This is a genomic window from Streptomyces sp. NPDC097981 (assembly GCF_040302565.1).
Lineage (GTDB): Bacteria > Actinomycetota > Actinomycetes > Streptomycetales > Streptomycetaceae > Streptomyces.
Map to the genome: position 1 here is coordinate 109,819 of NZ_JBEORW010000002.1, position 16,939 is coordinate 126,757.

General features: G+C 72.6%; 16 protein-coding genes and 2 tRNA genes. 4 read left to right on the forward strand and 14 right to left on the reverse strand.

What is annotated here, in order from left to right; translation table 11 throughout:
- Positions 1 to 67 precede the first annotated feature (67 nt).
- From ABTY04_RS02185 to ABTY04_RS02200, 4 genes are all read right to left on the reverse strand, one after another.
- On the reverse strand, positions 68 to 946 hold the full coding sequence (locus tag ABTY04_RS02185) for an amidohydrolase family protein (protein ID WP_352211389.1): 879 nt from the start codon (positions 944 to 946) through the stop codon (positions 68 to 70).
- Positions 930 to 1,268: an antibiotic biosynthesis monooxygenase family protein gene (locus tag ABTY04_RS02190; protein ID WP_352211390.1), complete on the reverse strand. Its 339-nt coding sequence runs from the start codon at positions 1,266 to 1,268 to the stop codon at positions 930 to 932. The genes ABTY04_RS02185 and ABTY04_RS02190 overlap by 17 nt, the downstream gene beginning before the upstream one ends.
- Before the next feature lie 112 nt (positions 1,269 to 1,380).
- On the reverse strand, positions 1,381 to 2,262 hold the full coding sequence (locus tag ABTY04_RS02195) for a DUF2797 domain-containing protein (protein WP_352211391.1): 882 nt from the start codon (positions 2,260 to 2,262) through the stop codon (positions 1,381 to 1,383).
- The gene (locus ABTY04_RS02200) at positions 2,259 to 2,693 is read right to left on the reverse strand and encodes an Lrp/AsnC family transcriptional regulator (protein ID WP_352211392.1); all 435 of its coding nucleotides are present in this window, start codon (positions 2,691 to 2,693) and stop codon (positions 2,259 to 2,261) included. The genes ABTY04_RS02195 and ABTY04_RS02200 overlap by 4 nt, the downstream gene beginning before the upstream one ends.
- Positions 2,694 to 2,801: 108 nt before the next feature.
- Between ABTY04_RS02200 and ABTY04_RS02205 the strand changes: the two genes are divergently transcribed.
- Positions 2,802 to 3,713, forward strand: a complete 912-nt coding sequence (locus ABTY04_RS02205) for an SMP-30/gluconolactonase/LRE family protein (protein WP_352211393.1) — start codon at positions 2,802 to 2,804, stop codon at positions 3,711 to 3,713.
- A 24-nt stretch (positions 3,714 to 3,737) separates the two neighbouring features.
- On the opposite strand, the gene ABTY04_RS02210 is transcribed toward ABTY04_RS02205, so the two are convergent.
- From ABTY04_RS02210 to ABTY04_RS02220, 3 genes are all read right to left on the reverse strand, one after another.
- Positions 3,738 to 4,103 (reverse strand): PH domain-containing protein, encoded by a 366-nt coding sequence (locus tag ABTY04_RS02210; protein ID WP_266665825.1) that lies wholly within the window; start codon positions 4,101 to 4,103, stop codon positions 3,738 to 3,740.
- Positions 4,104 to 4,323: 220 nt separating this feature from the next.
- Positions 4,324 to 4,396 (reverse strand) — tRNA-Arg (locus ABTY04_RS02215).
- A gap of 249 nt (positions 4,397 to 4,645) precedes the next feature.
- Positions 4,646 to 4,736: transfer RNA gene (locus tag ABTY04_RS02220), tRNA-Ser, on the reverse strand.
- Between the two features lie 197 nt (positions 4,737 to 4,933).
- Here ABTY04_RS02220 and ABTY04_RS02225 point away from each other — a divergent pair.
- From ABTY04_RS02225 to ABTY04_RS02235, 3 genes are all read left to right on the forward strand, one after another.
- Complete coding sequence (locus ABTY04_RS02225) at positions 4,934 to 5,371, forward strand: SSI family serine proteinase inhibitor (protein WP_352211394.1); 438 nt, start codon at positions 4,934 to 4,936, stop codon at positions 5,369 to 5,371.
- 119 nt (positions 5,372 to 5,490) lie between these two features.
- Positions 5,491 to 8,958 (forward strand): PAS domain-containing protein, encoded by a 3,468-nt coding sequence (locus ABTY04_RS02230; RefSeq protein WP_352211395.1) that lies wholly within the window; start codon positions 5,491 to 5,493, stop codon positions 8,956 to 8,958.
- Between the two features lie 13 nt (positions 8,959 to 8,971).
- Complete coding sequence (locus ABTY04_RS02235) at positions 8,972 to 9,556, forward strand: antibiotic biosynthesis monooxygenase (protein WP_352211396.1); 585 nt, start codon at positions 8,972 to 8,974, stop codon at positions 9,554 to 9,556.
- 18 nt (positions 9,557 to 9,574) lie between these two features.
- Here ABTY04_RS02235 and ABTY04_RS02240 read toward each other — a convergent pair whose 3' ends face one another.
- The 7 genes from ABTY04_RS02240 to ABTY04_RS02270 all read right to left on the reverse strand — a co-directional run bounded on the left by ABTY04_RS02240 (position 9,575) and on the right by ABTY04_RS02270 (position 16,916).
- Positions 9,575 to 11,224: a long-chain fatty acid--CoA ligase gene (locus ABTY04_RS02240; protein WP_352211397.1), complete on the reverse strand. Its 1,650-nt coding sequence runs from the start codon at positions 11,222 to 11,224 to the stop codon at positions 9,575 to 9,577.
- A gap of 284 nt (positions 11,225 to 11,508) precedes the next feature.
- The gene (locus ABTY04_RS02245) at positions 11,509 to 12,042 is read right to left on the reverse strand and encodes a SigE family RNA polymerase sigma factor (protein WP_352211398.1); all 534 of its coding nucleotides are present in this window, start codon (positions 12,040 to 12,042) and stop codon (positions 11,509 to 11,511) included.
- A gap of 171 nt (positions 12,043 to 12,213) precedes the next feature.
- Entirely contained in the window at positions 12,214 to 13,380 is a 1,167-nt protein-coding gene (locus ABTY04_RS02250; protein ID WP_352211399.1) for a lipid-transfer protein, read from the reverse strand.
- Positions 13,377 to 13,760 (reverse strand): MaoC family dehydratase, encoded by a 384-nt coding sequence (locus ABTY04_RS02255; protein ID WP_352211400.1) that lies wholly within the window; start codon positions 13,758 to 13,760, stop codon positions 13,377 to 13,379. The genes ABTY04_RS02250 and ABTY04_RS02255 overlap by 4 nt, the downstream gene beginning before the upstream one ends.
- Complete coding sequence (locus ABTY04_RS02260) at positions 13,757 to 14,806, reverse strand: acyl-CoA dehydrogenase family protein (RefSeq protein WP_352211401.1); 1,050 nt, start codon at positions 14,804 to 14,806, stop codon at positions 13,757 to 13,759. The genes ABTY04_RS02255 and ABTY04_RS02260 overlap by 4 nt, the downstream gene beginning before the upstream one ends.
- Positions 14,806 to 15,768, reverse strand: a complete 963-nt coding sequence (locus tag ABTY04_RS02265) for a bifunctional MaoC family dehydratase N-terminal/OB-fold nucleic acid binding domain-containing protein (RefSeq protein WP_352211402.1) — start codon at positions 15,766 to 15,768, stop codon at positions 14,806 to 14,808. The genes ABTY04_RS02260 and ABTY04_RS02265 overlap by 1 nt, the downstream gene beginning before the upstream one ends.
- Positions 15,765 to 16,916, reverse strand: coding sequence for an acyl-CoA dehydrogenase family protein (locus ABTY04_RS02270; protein ID WP_352211587.1), 1,152 nt, complete (start codon positions 16,914 to 16,916; stop codon positions 15,765 to 15,767). The genes ABTY04_RS02265 and ABTY04_RS02270 overlap by 4 nt, the downstream gene beginning before the upstream one ends.
- Positions 16,917 to 16,939: the final 23 nt, after the last annotated feature.

The following is a 16,939-nucleotide window of genomic DNA, read 5'->3' on the forward strand; positions in this document are numbered from 1 at the left end:
GGCCGCGGCCTCTGAGAGCGTTCTTGTCCCTACCTGTGAATTTCCTGAGAAACCCCTGTCGGGCCGCTCAGGCCAGGCGGAACAGCCGGGCGCCGTTGTCGTGGCAGACCGCGCGCAGCCAGTCGTCGCCGAGGCCGAGCCGTTCGAGGGCGTCGAGCTGGTGCTCGTAGGGGTAGGGGATGTTCGGGAAGTCGGTGCCGAGCAGGATCCGGTCGCCGAGGTCCGCGAGCCGCCCGAGTTCTCCGCGCGGGAATCCGCGGAACTGCTCGGAGAAGTCGGTGAAGGCCATGGTGGTGTCGAGGCGCACCGGGGCGTGCCGGTCGGCAAGGTCCAGGAAGTCGGCGTACTCGGGCATGCCCATGTGCGCGACGATCAAGGGCAGCCCGGGGTGCCGGGCCAGCAGCCGGGCGATCGGCTCGGGTCCGGTGTGCTTGCCCGGGGCCGGCCCCGACCCGCAGTGGATCACGGTCGGGATGCCCGCCTCGGCGAGCAGCCCCCAGACCGGGTCGAGCCGGTCGTCGTTCGGGTCGTACCCGCCGACCTGGAGGTGTGCCTTGAAGACCCGGGCCCCGGCCTCGACGGCCTGCCGGACGTACGCCTCGACCCCGTCCTCCGGGAAGAAGGTCGCGGTGTGCAGGCAGTCGGGGGTCCGGGCGGCGAAGTCCGCGGACCAGGAGTTGAGCCAGGCGGCCATCGCCGGCTTGTGCGGGTAGAGCATCGAGGTGAACGCCCTGACCCCGAACTCCCGCAGGAGAGCGACCCGCTGCTCCTCCTCGTGCCGGTAGGTGATGGGCCACTCGACGCCGGTCAGCGGCCCCATCGCGTCGAAGTAGTCCCACACCTTCCCCAGGACCCGGTCGGGCATGAAGTGCGTGTGCACGTCCACCAGTCCGGGCAGCCCGAGCCGGTCCCGGAAGGCACGGACCGCGTCAGCCGTTGCGGGCAAAGCCGTGGCTCCTTTCGACGGTGGCGACGTGCAGGGTGTAGCTCTCGTACCAGTCGGCGCGGCCCTGCTTCATGGCCGCCTGGTGCTCCATGTCCTGCCGCCACACGGCGAGGGACTCGTGGTCGCGGAAGTAGGCGACGGTGATGCCGAGGCCTCCGGGGTTGCGGGCGGACTCGTAGCCGAGGAAGCCCGGGTTGGCGGCCACGAGCTCTTTCATACGGTCGAGGGTTTCCGCGTAGCCGTCGTTGTTGGAGGTGTGGACATTGCTGAAGACCGCCATCACGTACGGCGGTTCGAAGGCAGGTACGGGCTGGATGCTCATGACCACCACCCTCTGCGGCGGCCCCTCGGCGTGTCCACCGAAAAGGGGCCCGGGAGCCGGAAGGGATCCAAGTTTTGACCTTGGACACCGGCGCCCGCGAGGGGTGCGGTGGTCAGAACAGCCCGTCCTGTCCGCCCGGGGCGGCGAGGGGCGGCAGCCCGGCGGCCGGCGCATCGGTCGTGCCGTCCGGGGCGGGGGCGACGAGCTCCCAGCCGGCGAGCAGCCGGGTGTCCACCACCAGCCCGTCCCCGAAGTGCAGATCGGGTCCGGCCGCGCCGGCGAGCCGGCCCACGACGGCCCCGCCGGGGACCATGGCGGTGATCACCCGCGCGGGGGCGGGCAGTCCGTCCAGCCCGAACGGCGCGGCGTGATCGGTGATTTCGCACACCAGCCGCTCCAGCGACTCCGGCCATCCCGGCAGGGCCGCGGCCCTGCCGTGCAGTTCGGCGACCTCCCGGGCCCGGTCGGGCGCCGCCGGCAGGTGCCCTCGTACGGCGCGCTTGCGGGCATACGCGATCCGGTCCGGCACCCCCAGGGCGGCCCGCAGCAGTTCCTCGGTGCGGCGGGTGGCCATCAGCGGCCCCCGGCCCAGCCAGGTCCAGGTCACCGCCCCCTGCTCCAGCAGCCGGGCCGCGCCGCGCTCCTCCGCGGTGATGCCGACCTTGACCATGCCGGGCCCGAACCAGGCCAGGTAGACGCGATAGGTGCGCGGATCGGCGGCGTTGGTGTCGGCGGCCACCGAGAACGACCGGTCCAGGCGGGCGCATTCGGGGCACTGGGCGTTCCCGGCCCGGCCGGGCACGGTGGCGGCCGTGGGGCACGGTGTCCGCTTGCCGGCCCGCCGCACACCGAGGCAGTGCCGCTCCCCCCGGGCCGCGAACGCCAGCCGCTGCCCGTACACGAGCGGGCTGCTGCGCTCAGCGCGGCCCGGCGCCCACCACCCGATGGCGGGGCGGCCGTCGTTCCACCGGATCCCGGTGCACCGCCAGGTCACAGCGGGAGCGGCCGCTCGAAGAACGTCTCCAGTACGACGGTGGCGTGCGTACCGCTGACGCCCTCGATGGCGTAGAGGCGGCGCAGCACGTCCTGGAGCTGTTCGGTCGAGGCCGTGCGCACCTTCACCAGGACCGAGGCGGTCCCCGCGATGATGTGTGCCTCCTGGATCTCGGCGATCGCCTCGAAGGCCGCCTTCGAATCCCCCATCCAGGCGTTGGAGTCGACCATCACGTAGGCGAGCACCCCGCTCCCGACGGCCGCGGGATCCACGTCGACCGTCGTGCGCCGGATGACCCCGCGCTCGCGCAGCTTGCGTACGCGCTCGTGCGTGGCCCCGGCCGAGAGCCCGACGGCGGCACCGAGGGTGGCGTACGACTGGCCCGCGTCCTGCTGCAGGCGCAGGACGAGCGCCCGGTCGATGTCATCCACGCGATCTTCCTCCCACATCCCCGGAATCCCTTGCGCTGACGGTACAGGATCCTGCAATGTCACCACGATACCGAACAAGATTCGGCAATCAACGCGACAGGAGGAATGATGTCATCCATAGCCGACCTCGATCTGTACGAGATCCTGGACGAACGCTTCCGCACAGGCCGCTGCGCGAACGGCGACATGCGGCTCGAACGGCTCTACGACGACTGCCGCTGGGCGGAGGGCCCGCTGTACCTGCCGGCCTGGCGGCAGCTGGTGTGGAGCGACATCCCCAACGACCGGATGCTGCGCTGGGACGAGGCGACCGGCGCGGTCTCCGAGTTCCGCTCCCCGGCGGGCCACCCCAACGGCAACACCCTGGACCGCGAAGGCCGCCTGATCACCTGCGAGCAGGGCAACCGGCGTGTCACCCGCACCGAACCGGACGGCAGCCTCACGGTCATCGCCGACCGCTTCGACGGCAAGCGGCTCAACAGCCCGAACGACGCAGTGGTGCACTCGGACGGCTCGATCTGGTTCTCCGACCCGGACTTCGGCATCACCAGCGACTACGAGGGCAGGCGCGCACCGGGCGAGATCGGCGCGTGCAACCTCTACCGCGCCGACCCGGCGACCGGCGAGGTGCGCCTCGCCGCGGACGGCTTCCTCGGCCCGAACGGCCTGGTCTTCTCACCGGACGAGAGCGAGCTGTACGCGGCGGACACCCGGGCGGGCCACATCCGCGCGTTCAAGGTCGGCGCGGACGGCACGCTGACGGACGACCGCGTCTTCGCCGAATGCCGCCCGGTGGACAACATCCGCTTCGACGACGGAGGCCGGCTGTGGGCGGCCGCGATGGAGAACGGCGTGCACTGCTACGACCCGGACGGCACCCTGATCGGCCGCATCCGCGTCCCCGAACCGGTCTCGAACATCGCCTTCGGCGGCCCGCGGAACAACCGCCTCTTCATCACCGCCACCACGTCCCTCTACTCCTTGGTGGTCTCGGTGACGGGCCTCCCCCGCGTCCGCTAGGCCCTGTCGACGACCGCGGCGGGGCTACCGCGCGACGAACTGCGTCAGGATGGCCTGCACCTCGTAGATGTCCACACCCTTGGTGAACGTCTTCTCGATCGGCGCCGCACTCCCGGAGAGCCAGATCTTCAGCTCGGCGTCGAGGTCGAAGTGGCCGGCGGTCTCCACGGAGAAGTGCGTGATGCTCCGGTAGGGGATGGAGTGGTACTCCACCTTCTTTCCGGTGAGCCCCTGCTTGTCGACGAGCACGAGGCGCCGGTCGGTGAACAGGATCGTGTCCCGTATCAACAGGTACGCGGCGTGCACCTGCTCCCCCTGCCCGAGCAGCCGCGCGTAGTCCCGCTGCGCCGACGTCGGATCGACCGTGTGCGCGTTCCCGAACAGCCCCATGGGAGTCCCCCTCTCTCGGCCCGAACCGTTCCGAACCGTCTGCGAGGACCGTATCCGGGCCCCGGGCCCCCGGTCGTCCTCCACTGGACCGATCCCCGACCCGGACGACCCCCGGGTCCCCCTCCCCACCAAGGAGGACCCCCGCACCCCGCACCGGGGCTCACACCGTCGCCGGACAACGCAAGAGGCCCCCCGGTGAACCGGGGGGCCTCTTCGGCTGTGCACTCGGCAGGATTCGAACCTGCAACCTTCTGATCCGTAGTCAGATGCTCTATCCGTTAAGCTACGAGTGCTTGGGCTTCCCGGGGTTTTTCGCCCCGTTGGCCTTGCGAGAACAACAATACATGGACCTCGGCGGGACGCGAAATCCATTACCCAAACCGCCCCTGACCTGCGAAAACGCCCTGGACGGAGATCATCCGGAAGGGTTCGCACAGACGTCGGGGCGGGTGGGGCGGGGAGAAGCCGTGGCCGGAAGCCGCCGGGGTGGCCCCGGAACGCACCGAAGCCCCGGTCCGTCAGGACCGGGGCTTCGGCAGGTGCGGAGGCGGAGGGATTTGAACCCTCGATGGGCTTTAAGACCCAAACCGCATTAGCAGTGCGGCGCCATAGACCGGACTAGGCGACGCCTCCAGCACACCCCCGCGTACGAGGGTGCGTGCAGATGATGACACAGCCACAGGGCCGCTCACCAATCCGCTCCCACGGTACAAGCACAGCCGCCGCAAGAGCAAAGCCTTAAGCCCGCCACGCACGCATGCACGCATGCAACGTCGGCGGGTGCACGTCGTTGGTCAGACGTACGACGTACGGACGACCTGGAGTGCCCCATGCTGCGTCTCGCCGCCTTCGCCGTCACCTCAGCCCTCGCCGCCACAGCGGCCACGACCGCCGGGCCGCTGCCCCCGCTGCCGCCGCTGGGCCGGCTGCTGGCCGCGCCCGACCACCTCACCATCTCCGTGTCCGCCTCCGGCAACCCCCGGGCGGACGGCGAGTACGTACTCGAATGCAACCCCGTCGGCGGGAACCACCCGAAGGCCGAGGAGGCCTGTGCCCGCCTCGACACGCTCGCGAGGCAGGACAAGGACCCCTTCGCCCCCGAGTCCAAGCAGCAGATCTGCACCATGCAGGACGGCGGCCCGGCCACCGCACACGTCACCGGAACGTGGCAAGGCCACAAAGTGGACGCCACGTTCCGGCGGACCAACGGATGCGAGATCGCCCGGTGGAACAACCTGGAACCTGTGCTTCCGGGTGGGCGCTCCTGACCTGGGAGGATGCGGCGGATGCGTGGTGTCCGCCGCACATCCGCCACCTCGGGCCGGGGCCGTGCCCTTAGACTCCTCCCGTGACATGCCGGTAGTTGTGGTCAGGGAGGAAGCTCGTCGTGAGCAGCAGGCCATCCCGAGGCGCTGCTCGCCTCGCAGCAATACTCGACGCTCTTCCGGACGCGCTGTTGCTCGTCAACGCCAACGGCACGGTCGTCAACGCGAATTCGATCGCCCTTGAGGTCATGGAGAGCCCCGGCACCGGGCTCGTCGGCCGCGGCGTGCTGGACCTCCTGCCCGAGTTCGACTCCAAGCTGATCCCCGGCTCCATGCGCCGGCCCGGCGAGGACGAGGGCGGCCGGGCCAAGCCCAAGCGGATGCTCGCGCGCCGCACCGACGGCAGCGAGTTCCCCGTCGAGGTCACCGCCGCCCACCTCGACGGCCGCGACGCCTACCGCGAGCCGCAGCCCTACACCGGTGACGAGCTGCTGATGCTCGTCGTGCGCGACCTCTCCGAGACCGTGGACACCGAGGCCGAGCTGGCCCGCTCGCAGCGGCAGACCGAGATGATCCTGCGGGCCGCCGCCGAGGGCGTCGTCGGCACGGACACCGACGGGCGGGTCGTCCTCGTCAACCCGGCCGCCGCCCAGATCCTCGGGTACCGCGCCACCGATCTCGGCAACCGCGAACTGCACGGGCTGATCCAGCACTCGCGCACCGACGGTTCGCCGTTCCCCTTCGAGGAGTCCCCGCTCGCCGACACCCTGCGCAGCGGCCGCAAGCACCGGGTGCGCGGCCAGGTCCTGTGGAACAAGGCCGGACAGCCCGTCGCCGTCGACCTGACGACCTCGCCCGTACGGGACGGGGAGCTGCTCGTCGGCGCCGTCATGACCTTCACGGACCGCCGGCCCTACGACGCCCTGGCCGCGCGGCACGCACAGCTGCTGGCGGTCCTCGGCGAGTCGCTGCGCGGGCCGCTGGAGGAACTGCGCGGGGAACTGGCCACGCTGGCCGCCGACGACGCGGGGCAGCTGTGGCCCGAGGCCAACCAGCTCCTGCACCACCTGGCCGCCGGGTACTCCCGGATGACCACGCTGGTCGACAACGTGCTCGGCTTCCAGCGCCTCGACGCGGGCGCCGAGAAGCTCAGGAAGAAGAAGGTACTGATCAACAAGGTCGTCGCCGCCGGCATCGACGGCGCGGTCGAGCTGATCGGCCCGGGCCGCGTGCAGTTCGCCGTGCACGCGCCGACCATCGAGGCCGAGGTGGACGCGGAGCGGATCGCCGGCGCCCTCGCGCACCTCGTCGCGGACGTCGCCGGGGTGGACGCCACCGGCAAGACCCCCCAGGGCAGCGGGTACAGCGACTCGACCATCGTGGTGGCCGCCGCTCAGCGGGGCGAGGTCGTACGGATCGAGGTGCGCGGGCCGTTCGAGGGCGGGAACCCGGTGCACGAGCCGATCGTGCGGGGCATCGTCGGCGCGCACGGGGGTGTGCTCCAGACGGTGGAGGTGCCGGGCGCGCCCGGCGGTGCGTACGTACTGGAGCTGCCGCTGGGTGCGGGAGCCGGAACGGTGACGCTGCCGGAGCCCGTGCAGGAGCCCGCGAAGGAGCCGTCGGCCGAGGAGGCCGCGGAGAAGGGCCCCGCCGGGCGGCGGGCCCGGCGCGGGGTGGACGCGTTCCTGGAGGACGGCGCCGACGAGGCACGGCCGAACGGGGCCGCCGAGGGCGGGAGCGCCCTGGCGCTGCCGTCCGGGCGGCGGCGGGCGGGCGAGGCCGGCGCCCCGGACGCTCCCGCCACGGGCCCCGAGCTCGCGCAGTCCCCGGTGAACCCGGCGGGGCTGGGAACCGGGCGCCGGCGCGGCCGGGACGGCGACGGAAACGGAAACGGAAGCGGCGGCGAGGGCGCTCAGGGCGGTCCCGGCCGGCCCGTGCCCCCGCAGGGAACCGCCATGCCCGCTCTGCCGCCGGTGCCGCAGCCGGCTCCTGGTCCCGGTCCCGGCGTTCCTGTGGGGCCGCAGGGCTCGCCGGTGCCGTTGGGCTCTCCGGTGCCGCCCGTGCCTCCCGTACCGCCGGTGCCCGCCGTGCCGCCGGTTCCGGTGAGCGAGCATCCCGCCGGGCGTCGACGGGCGCTGGGTCCCGCTGCCGCGCCGCAGCCCGGCGGTCCCGTGCCCGCGACGGGTCTCCGGCCGGCTCCGGCCGCCCCGCAGGCCCCCGTACGGCCCATCGCCCCGGAGGGCGGCTTCGCGCTGCCCGCCGGCCCGACTCCGGCCGCGGCTCCCGCCCCGGCCGAGGCCCCGGCCCCGGCCCCGGCTCAGGCCGCTGCGCAGGCCTCCGCTCCCGGCGAGACCGAGGGCGACGTCCCGGCCGGGCGGCGTGGCCGCCGGGTCCTGGGCGCGCCCGGTACCGAGCCCGCGGCTCCCGCCGCGCCGCCGGCCGCGGCCGCCGAGGAGCCCGTACCCCCGACCGGGCGGCGGCGTGCGCTGCCCGCCACTCCGGCCTGGCCGGTTCCGGCGGCCCGGACCGCTCCCGAGGACGAGGAGGCCTCCGGTCAGGTTGCCGTGCCCGGGGCCCGGCAACCGCAGGAGTCCGCGGCCGAGGCCGCACAGCCGATCAGCGTGCGCGCCCTCGGCACCCTCGGCCAGGGCATCTCGGTCGACTCCGCAAGCACCAACGGCGCGGGCGCCACGAGCGGCTCCGGCCGCCGGCGCCGGCTCGCCGAGCCCGCGCCCCAGGGCCGGGCGTTCGCGATAGGAGCCCCCGAGGCGGGCGCCGACGAGGGCCCCGAACCGCTGGACGGTCCCGGGGGCGCCGTCGAGGTGGTCAACCGGCCGCCCGTACCGCTGCCCGTGGACGACGAGCTGCCTCCGGAGCCGCTGGACAACCCGCGCCGCCTCCTGGTGTGGCCGGCCCCGGACGTGCAGACCCAGCAGGCGCTCAGCGATCGCGGCTACCGGCCGGTGATCGTGCACTCCCGTGAGGAGGTGGACGCGCAGATCGCCGCGTTCCCCGCCGCACTGTTCGTGGACCCGCTGACCGGGCCGATCACCCGGACCGCCCTGCAGTCCCTGCGCCAGGCGGCGGTGGCCGCCGAGGTCCCCGTACTGGTCACGGCCGGTCTGGGGCACGCCACGCGCGAGGCGGCGTACGGGGCCGACCCGGCCGTCCTCCTCAAGGCGCTCGCGCCGCGCGACAGCGAGCAGCACCCCTCCCGGGTGCTGCTGATCGAGGAGCACGACGCGATCGCGACGGCTCTGACGGCCGCCCTGGAACGGCGCGGTCTCCAGGTCGCACGGGCGGGGGCGGACACCGACGCGGTGGAGCTGGCGACGCGGATGCGGCCCAACCTGGTCGTCATGGACCTCATGCAGGTCCGGCGCCGGCGGGCCGGGATCGTGGACTGGCTGCGCGCCAACGGGCAGCTCAACCGGACGCCGCTGGTCGTCTACACGACCGCGGGGATCGACCCGGCCGAACTGCCGCGGCTGGCCTCCGGGGAGAGCGTGCTCTTCCTCGCCGAGCGGTCCACCACGCCGGACGTCCAGGGCCGCATCGTGGATCTGCTCGCCAAGATCGGCACGAACTAGTCATCCTGGCCCGATGGCCATCATCGACACGAGCGAGCAGGCCGTCCCCGCCGACAACGGGGAAGTGAACCTGCTCATCGCCCGGCAGGTGGAGCCGGGGCACGAGGAGACGTTCGAGGCCTGGGCCCACGGCATCCTGGAGACGGCCTCGACGTTCCCGGGCCACCTGGGGTACGGGCTGTTCCGTCCGGCGACGGACGGCGGGCCGTGGTTCCTGGTCCACCGCTTCCGGGACCAGGCCGCCTTCCAGCGGTGGCAGGACTCCGCAGAGCGGGCCCAGTGGTTCTCCAACTGCCTCGGGCACCACCACACCGAGATAGCCCGGCGCGAACTGCACGGCATGGAGACGTGGTTCGCCAAGCCGGGTACGACCCGGCCCGCGCCGCCGCGGTGGAAGATGGCGATCAGCTCGGGGCTGGCCATCTTCCCGATCTCGCTCGCCGGCAACGCGGTGCTCGGGCCGTACCTCGTGAACCTGCACTTCATCCTGCGGACGGCCGTGTTCGCCGTGGTCTTCAGCACGTTGATGACCTACCTGGCGATGCCCGCGGTCAGCAGGCTGCTGCGGCCCTGGCTGACGAAGGGCGGCCAGGGCTGAGCAGGTGGCAGTCCGCGGTCAGTCGAGCCTGATGACCTCCAGCTCGCCGTCCGCGTACTGCTTGCGGATCACCTTCTTGTCGAATTTGCCGACGCTGGTCTTCGGCACGGCCGTGACGGTCGTCCAGCGCTCGGGCAGCTGCCACTTGGCGATGGACTGGCCGAGGAAGACGCGCAGCCCCGCGTAGTCCACGGTCGCGCCCTCCCTGAGGACGACGGTGGCCAGCGGGCGCTCGCCCCACTTGTCGTCGGGGACGGCGACGACCGCCGCCTCGGCGACCTCGGGGTGCGCCATCAGCGCGTTCTCCAGCTCCACGCTGGAGATCCACTCACCACCGGACTTGATGACGTCCTTGGCCCGGTCGGTCAGCGTGAGGAACCCGTCGGGGCTGATCACGCCGACGTCTCCGGTCTTGAGCCAGCCGTCCGCGCTGAACTTGTCCTCGGGGCGCAGCGGTTCGCCGGAGGCGCCGCCGTAGTAGGCACCCGCGATCCAGGTGCCGCGCACCTCCAGCTCGCCCGCCGACTCGCCGTCCCAGGGCAGGATGTCGCCCCCGGGGCCCACCAGGCGGGGCTCGACGCCCGCCGGGAAGCGGCCCTGGGTGATCCGGTACGGCCACTCCTCCTCGGCGCTCAGGCCGGCCGGCGGGTGCGCCATGGTGCCCAGCGGGGAGGTCTCGGTCATGCCCCAGGCGTGGCAGAGGCGGACGCCGAGCTTGTCGTAGGCCTCCATCAGGGAGGGCGGACAGGCCGCGCCGCCGATGGTGACCTGCTTCATGGAGGTGAGGTCGCGCGGGTTGGCGGTGACCTCGGCGAGCAGCCCCTGCCAGATGGTGGGGACGGCCGCGGCGTGCGAGGGCTTCTCCCGCTCGATCATCTCGGCGAGCGGGGCCGGCTGGAGGAACCGGTCCGGCATCAGCATGTTGATGCCGGTCATGAAGGTGGCGTGGGGCAGGCCCCAGGCGTTCACGTGGAACTGGGGGACGACGACGAGGCTGGTGTCCTTGTCGGTCAGGCCCATCGACTCGGTCATGTTGACCTGCATGGAGTGCAGGTAGATCGAGCGGTGGGAGTAGATGACGCCCTTGGGGTCTCCGGTGGTCCCGGAGGTGTAGCACATGGCGGCGGCCTGGCGCTCGTCCAGCTCCGGCCAGTCGTAGCTGTCGGGGCGGCCGTCGAGGAGCTCCTCGTACTCGTGGACGCGTACGTTCAGCCCGTCGAGCAGGGATCGGTCGCCGATGCCGGAGACCACCACGTGCTCGACGACGGGCAGGTGCGGGAGCAGCGGTGCGAGCAGGGGCAGCAGGGACCCGTTGACCAGCACGACCCGGTCGGCTGCGTGGTTGACGATGAAGACCAGCTGCTCGGGCGGCAGTCGCAGGTTGAGGGTGTGGAGGACAGCGCCCATGGAGGGGATCGCGAAGTAGGCCTCGACGTGCTCCGCGTTGTTCCACATCAGGGTGGCCACCCGGTCGTCCTGCTGGACGCCCAGTCCGTCGCGCAGGGCGTTGGCGAGGCGGGTGGCACGGGTACCGATCTCGGCGAAGCTGCGGCGGTGCGGCTCGGCCTCCCCGGTCCAGGTCGTGACCTGGGATTTTCCGTGGATCGTCATCCCGTGCTGGAGTATGCGGGTGACGAGGAGCGGTACGTCCTGCATGGTGCTCAGCAAAGCGTCCTCCCGGTGGGCGCTGCGGCGCTGCGGCGGCTACGGATGCTGCCGATTCTGCGCACGTACCGGTCGGCATGTCACTACCCGGGGGTACAAACGCGGCAAGTAATCGCTGTTCGGGTCCTTGCGGTGGCATCGTGCACAGGCTGGGGGCGGGCGCGCAGTGCACGGCGCACAGCGCCGGGGCAGCGGGGATGTTTCACGTGAAACAGCCACGGCGCCCCGGCCCTGGCTGTTTCTCCCCGGCCGCCGCCGGGAGGTGCCCCCGGTGAGACGTCGGCCGTTCAGCGGACCGGCGTGAGCTCCGGGTCCTCGCGGAGCTTGACCAGCGCGCGCGAGACGGCGCTCTTGACGGTGCCGATCGAGACTCCGAGCAGGTCGGCGGTCTGCGCCTCGCTGAGGTCCTCGTAGTAGCGCAGTACGACCATCGCGCGCTGCCGGTCGGGCAGCCGGGTCACCGCGCGCCACATCGCGTCGCGCAGCGCCTGCGCCTCGGCGGGGTCGGACGCGGGCGTCGCCTCGGTTTCCGGGAGCTCGTCGCAGGCGAACTCGTCGACCTTGCGCTTGCGCCACTGGGAGGTACGCGTGTTGACCAGGGCCCGCCGGACGTATCCGTCGAGGGCGCGGTGGTCCTCGATGCGGTCCCAGGCGACGTAGGTCTTGGCGAGGGCCGTCTGGAGCAGGTCCTCGGCATCGCACGGGTTGGCGGTGAGCGAGCGTGCGGTGCGCATCAGGACCGTGCCGCGGGTCCGGACGTACGCCGAGAACGACGGGTACGGCGTCGGATTCGAGGCGAGCGTGCACACAGGCGTGGTCATGGCTCCACGCTAGAAGCGCGGGCCGCTCCTGGGATCGGCCGCAAGTGCCGAAGCCGGATCCATCTCAGGTTGTAGGGGTGGGGCTCACCTCACCTCCTGAAGGTGGAGGAGGCGGGGTGAGCCGGGGGTGGCGCCGGGGACGGCCCGCAGGCCGGCGCCCGGAATCCGGCCTCAGCCGTCGGCGCCGAGGATCAGTCCGGACGTCGGCACCCCCGTACCGGCCGTGACCAGGGCACGGGCGGCTCCCGCCACCTGGTTGACGGAGGTGCCGCGCAGCTGGCGGACAGCCTCGGCGATGCCGTTCATGCCGTGCAGGTACGCCTCGCCGAGCTGGCCGCCGTGGGTGTTGAGCGGCAGCCCGTCCGCGGCCACGAAGCCGGCGGCCTCGCCGGGCTCGCAGAAGCCGAACCCCTCAAGCTGCATCAGGACGAACGGGGTGAAGTGGTCGTAGAGGATGCCGACGTCGATGTCCGAGGGCCGCAGTCCGCTGGTCCGCCACAGCTGCCGGGCGACCACGTCCATCTCCGGCAGCCCGGTGAGGTCGTCGCGGTAGAAGGAGGTCATGCCCTCCTGGCGGCGCCCTGCGCCCTGCGCGGCCGCGGTGATCACGGCGGGCGCGTGGCGCAGGTTCCGGGCCCGTTCGGTGCTGGTGACGATCAGCGCCTGGCCGCCGTCCGTCTCCTGACAGCAGTCCAGCAGCCGCAGCGGTTCGACGATCCAGCGTGAGGCGGCATGGTCGGCGAGGGTGATGGGCTTGCCGTGGAAGTACGCGGCGGGGTTGTTCGCGGCGTGCCGGCGGTCGGTGACGGCGACATGGCCGAAGGCCTCGGGGGTCAGGTTGTAGGCGTGCAGATAGCGCTGGGCGGTCATGGCCACCCAGGAGGCCGGGGTGAGCAGCCCCCAGGGCAGCGACCAGCCGAGCGCCGCGCCCTCCGCCGAGGGCTCGCGCTGCTGCACGCCGGAGCCGAAGCGCCGGCCGGAGCGCTCGTTGAAGGCCCGGTAGCAGACCACGACCTCCGCGATCCCTGCGGCGACGGCGAGGGCGGCCTGCTGGACGGTGGCGCAGGCCGCGCCGCCGCCGTAGTGGATGCGGGAGAAGAAGGAGAGGTCCCCGATCCCGGCGGCCTGGGCCACGGTGATCTCGGGGCTGGTGTCCATGGTGAAGGTGACCATGCCGTCGACGTCTGCGGGGGTCAGCCCGGCGTCGTCCAGGGCGGCGTGCACGGCCTCGACGGCGAGCCGCAGCTCACTGCGGCCGGAGTCCTTGGAGAACTCGGTCGCGCCGATTCCGGCGATGGCGGCGCGCCCGCCGAGCGTGTCACGTCGTCGGACGCTCATGCCGCCACCTCCGCGGTGACCGTGCCGGTGACGTGGTGGCCGATGCCGTTGGCGCCGACGACCCGGATCTCCACCCTGCGCCCGTCGACGGCGACCACGGTGCCGGTCAGGACCATGGTGTCGCCCGGGTAGTTGGGTGCGCCGAGGCGGATGGCCACCTTGCGCAGGACGGCGCCCGGCCCGAGGCGGTCGGTGATGTACCGGCCGACCAGGCCGTTGGTGGTCAGGATGTTCATGAAGATGTCCGGGGAGCCCTTCTCGCGGGCGAGCGAGGCGTCGTGGTGCACGTCCTGGTAGTCGCGCGAGGCGATCGCGCCCGCGACGATCAGCGTGCGGGTCACGGGGATCTCCAGCGGCGCCAGTGTGTCGCCGACGTTCATGCGTCGTCCCCCTCGGGTGCGGCGTGGTCGGACAGGAGCGCGCCCAGTTCGGCCAGCAGTTCGCTGCCGCAGCCCAGGTACGCGTCCAGCTGGCGCCCCCAGAGGAAGTGCCGGTGGACGGGATGGTCCAGGTCGGCGCCCATCCCGCCGTGCAGGTGCTGGCCCGCGTGCACGACCCGCTTGCCCGCTTCCGAGGCCCACCAGGCCGCGGTCAGGGCATGCTCGCGGGCCGGAAGCCCCTCGTCGATCCGCCAGGCCGCCTCGTACGCGGTGACCCGGATCGCCTCCGTGTCCATGTACGCGTCGGCGGCGCGCAGCATCACGCCCTGGTTCGTGGAGAGCGGCCGGCCGAACTGCTCGCGGGTGGAGGTGTACTCGACCGCACGGGCCAGGGAGCCGGTGCAGACCCCCGCCTGCAGCCCGGCGAAGGCGGTGCGGGCGGTGGCGAGGACCTCGTCGTGGGCCCGGCCGTCCCCGAGCCGTTCCGCCTCGGCCCCGGCCAGGATGAGCCGCCCCGCCGACCAGGGTGCCGTGGTCTCCACCTCCGGCGTCCCGACGCCGGGCGCGTCCGTCCGTACGAACCACAGGGCCCGGTCGGCGTCCGGGACCAGCACGTGCGTGGCGTCGCGCAGCCAGGGCACGACGGGCGCGGTCCCGGTCAGCCGTCCGTCCGCCGAGGCAGTGATGCGGCCGCGGGCCGGGAAGGCGCCGGTGGCGACCGCCTCGCCCGAGCCCAGGGCGGGCAGCAGCCGGGCGCGCTGCTCGGCGCTGCCGTGCGCGGAGACGGGCAGGATCCCGTACACGCAGGTGGCGGCGTACGGGACCTGCGCGGTGGTGCGGCCCTGCTCCTCCAGCAGCAGCACCAGGCCGAGGAGGCCGATGTCCTCCACGGCGGTGGTCAGCCCGGCGGCGGTGAGGGCCTTCCACAGCTCGGCGTCGCTGCCGGTGCCGGCGGCGGCGAGGCGTTCGTGGGTGGCGAGGTCGCGGAAGATCCGGCCGGCGAGTCCGGCCGCCGCGGCCTGGTCCTCGGTGGGGTGGAAGTCCATCAGCCCTCGCTCCCCCGGAAGACCGGCAGCTCCAGGTCCTCGTCGACCCGCAGGAACTCCAGGTGCACGGGCAGCCCGATGCGCACCTTGTCGTACGGGACGCCGGTGATGTTGCTGACCATCCGGACGCCCTCGGCGAGTTCGACGAGGGCGACCGCGTAGGGACCCGCCGCGGCAGCGGCATGTTCATGCGCGGTGAAGGCGGGGAACGGCGGGTGGTGCATGACGACGTAGCTGAACACCGTGCCGGCGCCGGAGGCCTCGACGGTGTCCCACTCCAGGCTCGCGCAGGCATTGCAGCCGGGCAGCCAGGGGAAGCGGAGGGCCGTGCAGGCGGCGCAGCGCTGGATCAGCAGCTTGTGTTCCGCGACCCCGTCCCAGAAGCCCTGGTTGTCGCGGTTGACCACCGGGCGGGGGCGCCGGGCGGCGGGCTTCTTCGCGCCGCCGGCGGCGGGCGCGTACTTGAGGATCCGGAAGCGGTGGGTCCCGGCGAGTTCGCCGTCCGCGCGGACGTCCGTGCGGGTCGTCACGAAGTGGCCGGTGCCCAGCTTGGTCGTCTTGCGCGGGGACACGGACTCGATGACGGCGTCGAATGTGATCGTGTCGCCGGGGCGCAGCGGACGCAGGTACTCCTGCTCGCAGTCCGTGGCCACGACGGAGGTGCAGCCCGCGCCGTCGAGCAGGGCGAGGAGCTCGTCGTACGCGGTGGAGCGGTCGCCGTGGCCGGAGAGCCCGCCCATCGTCCAGGCCTGGAGCATGGTGGGCGGGGCGATGGCGTCCGGGCCCGAGTAGGCGGGGTCGGCGTCGCCCATCGCCTCGCACCAGTGGCGGATCATCGGCTGGTTGACCGGGTCCTTGCCCCGGCCCGCGGTGGCGGCGGGCTGCCCTTCGAAGGCCTTCAGCAGCGTGTGGAACCGGGCCGCCTCCTCGGCTCCCGCTGCCTGGTCCGCCGTGGCGGTCATCGCTTCCTCCCCTTCATGCCGAGCCGCATCATGGCGACGATCTCCCGCTGGACCTCGCTGACCCCGCCGCCGAAGGTGTTGATCTGGGCGGCCCGGTTCATCCGTTCCAGCTCGCCTCCGGCGAAGGCCGCAGGCCCCCGTACGAGAGCCTCCTCACCGACCACCTCCTGGCACATCCGGTACACCTCGACGGTGGACTCGGTGCTGAGGAACTTCACCCCGCTGGCGTCGCCGGGGGCCAGTGCGCCGCTGCCCACGTCCTGGACGAGGCGCCAGTTGAGGAGGCGTACGGCGGCCAGCCGGGCATGTGCCTCGGCGAGCCGGGAGCGCACCCAGGGCCGGTCGGCGGGGCGTTCGCCGGTGACCGGATCGGGGGTCCGGGCATGGCAGAGCACGCGCTTGTAGAAGTCCTCGGCCTGCATGCCGATGGCGGCGAGGGCCACGCGCTCGTGGTTGAGCTGGTTGGTGATCAGCCCCCAGCCGCCGTGCTCGGGGCCGACGAGGTTGCCGGCGGGCACGCGGAGCGCGTCGTAGTACGTGGAGGTGGTCGTGAGGCCGCCGACCGTGGCGATCGGGGTCCACGCGAAGCCGGGGGCGTCGGTGGGCACCAGGATGATCGAGATGCCCTTGTGCTTGGGGGCGTCGGGATCGGTGCGGCAGGCGAGCCAGATCCAGTCCGCGTTCTGGGCGTTGGAGGTGAAGATCTTCTGCCCGTCGACGACCCAGTCGGCTCCGTCGCGTACGGCGCGGGTGCGCAGCGAGGCGAGGTCCGTACCGGCCCCGGGCTCCGAGTAGCCGATGGCGAAGACGGTCTCGCCGCTGAGGATCCGGGGCAGGAAGTAGTCCTTCTGCTCCGGGGTCCCGTACTTCATCAGGGTCGGCCCGACGGTGTTGAGGGTGACCATGGAGACGGGGGCGCCGGCCCGGTAGGCCTCGTCGAAGAACACGAACTGCTCGTCGGGACCGCGCCCTTGGCCGCCGTACTCGACCGGCCAGCCGAGGCCGAGCAGTCCGTCGGAGCCGATGCGGCGCAGCAGTGCACGCTGGGCGGCGGGGTCCTCGGGGGGCCCGTCCGGCAGCAGATCGTGGAAGTACTCCCGCAGTTCGGCGCGGAGCCGCAACTGGCCTTCGGTCGGGGCGAGGTGCACGGCGCTGGCCTCCCGGCTTCGCA

Excerpts from the sequence above, each read along its gene's own strand:
- ABTY04_RS02250 (WP_352211399.1), bottom strand. The coding sequence starts at position 13,380 with ATGAGCGTCCGACGACGTGACACGCTCGGCGGGCGCGCCGCCATCGCC.
- ABTY04_RS02245 (WP_352211398.1), bottom strand. The coding sequence starts at position 12,042 with ATGACCACGCCTGTGTGCACGCTCGCCTCGAATCCGACGCCGTACCCG.
- ABTY04_RS02235 (WP_352211396.1), top strand. The coding sequence starts at position 8,972 with ATGGCCATCATCGACACGAGCGAGCAGGCCGTCCCCGCCGACAACGGG.
- ABTY04_RS02205 (WP_352211393.1), top strand. The coding sequence starts at position 2,802 with ATGTCATCCATAGCCGACCTCGATCTGTACGAGATCCTGGACGAACGC.
- ABTY04_RS02225 (WP_352211394.1), top strand. The coding sequence starts at position 4,934 with ATGCTGCGTCTCGCCGCCTTCGCCGTCACCTCAGCCCTCGCCGCCACA.
- ABTY04_RS02255 (WP_352211400.1), bottom strand. The coding sequence starts at position 13,760 with ATGAACGTCGGCGACACACTGGCGCCGCTGGAGATCCCCGTGACCCGC.
- ABTY04_RS02210 (WP_266665825.1), bottom strand. The coding sequence starts at position 4,103 with ATGGGGCTGTTCGGGAACGCGCACACGGTCGATCCGACGTCGGCGCAG.
- ABTY04_RS02260 (WP_352211401.1), bottom strand. The coding sequence starts at position 14,806 with ATGGACTTCCACCCCACCGAGGACCAGGCCGCGGCGGCCGGACTCGCC.
- ABTY04_RS02265 (WP_352211402.1), bottom strand. The coding sequence starts at position 15,768 with ATGACCGCCACGGCGGACCAGGCAGCGGGAGCCGAGGAGGCGGCCCGG.
- ABTY04_RS02190 (WP_352211390.1), bottom strand. The coding sequence starts at position 1,268 with ATGAGCATCCAGCCCGTACCTGCCTTCGAACCGCCGTACGTGATGGCG.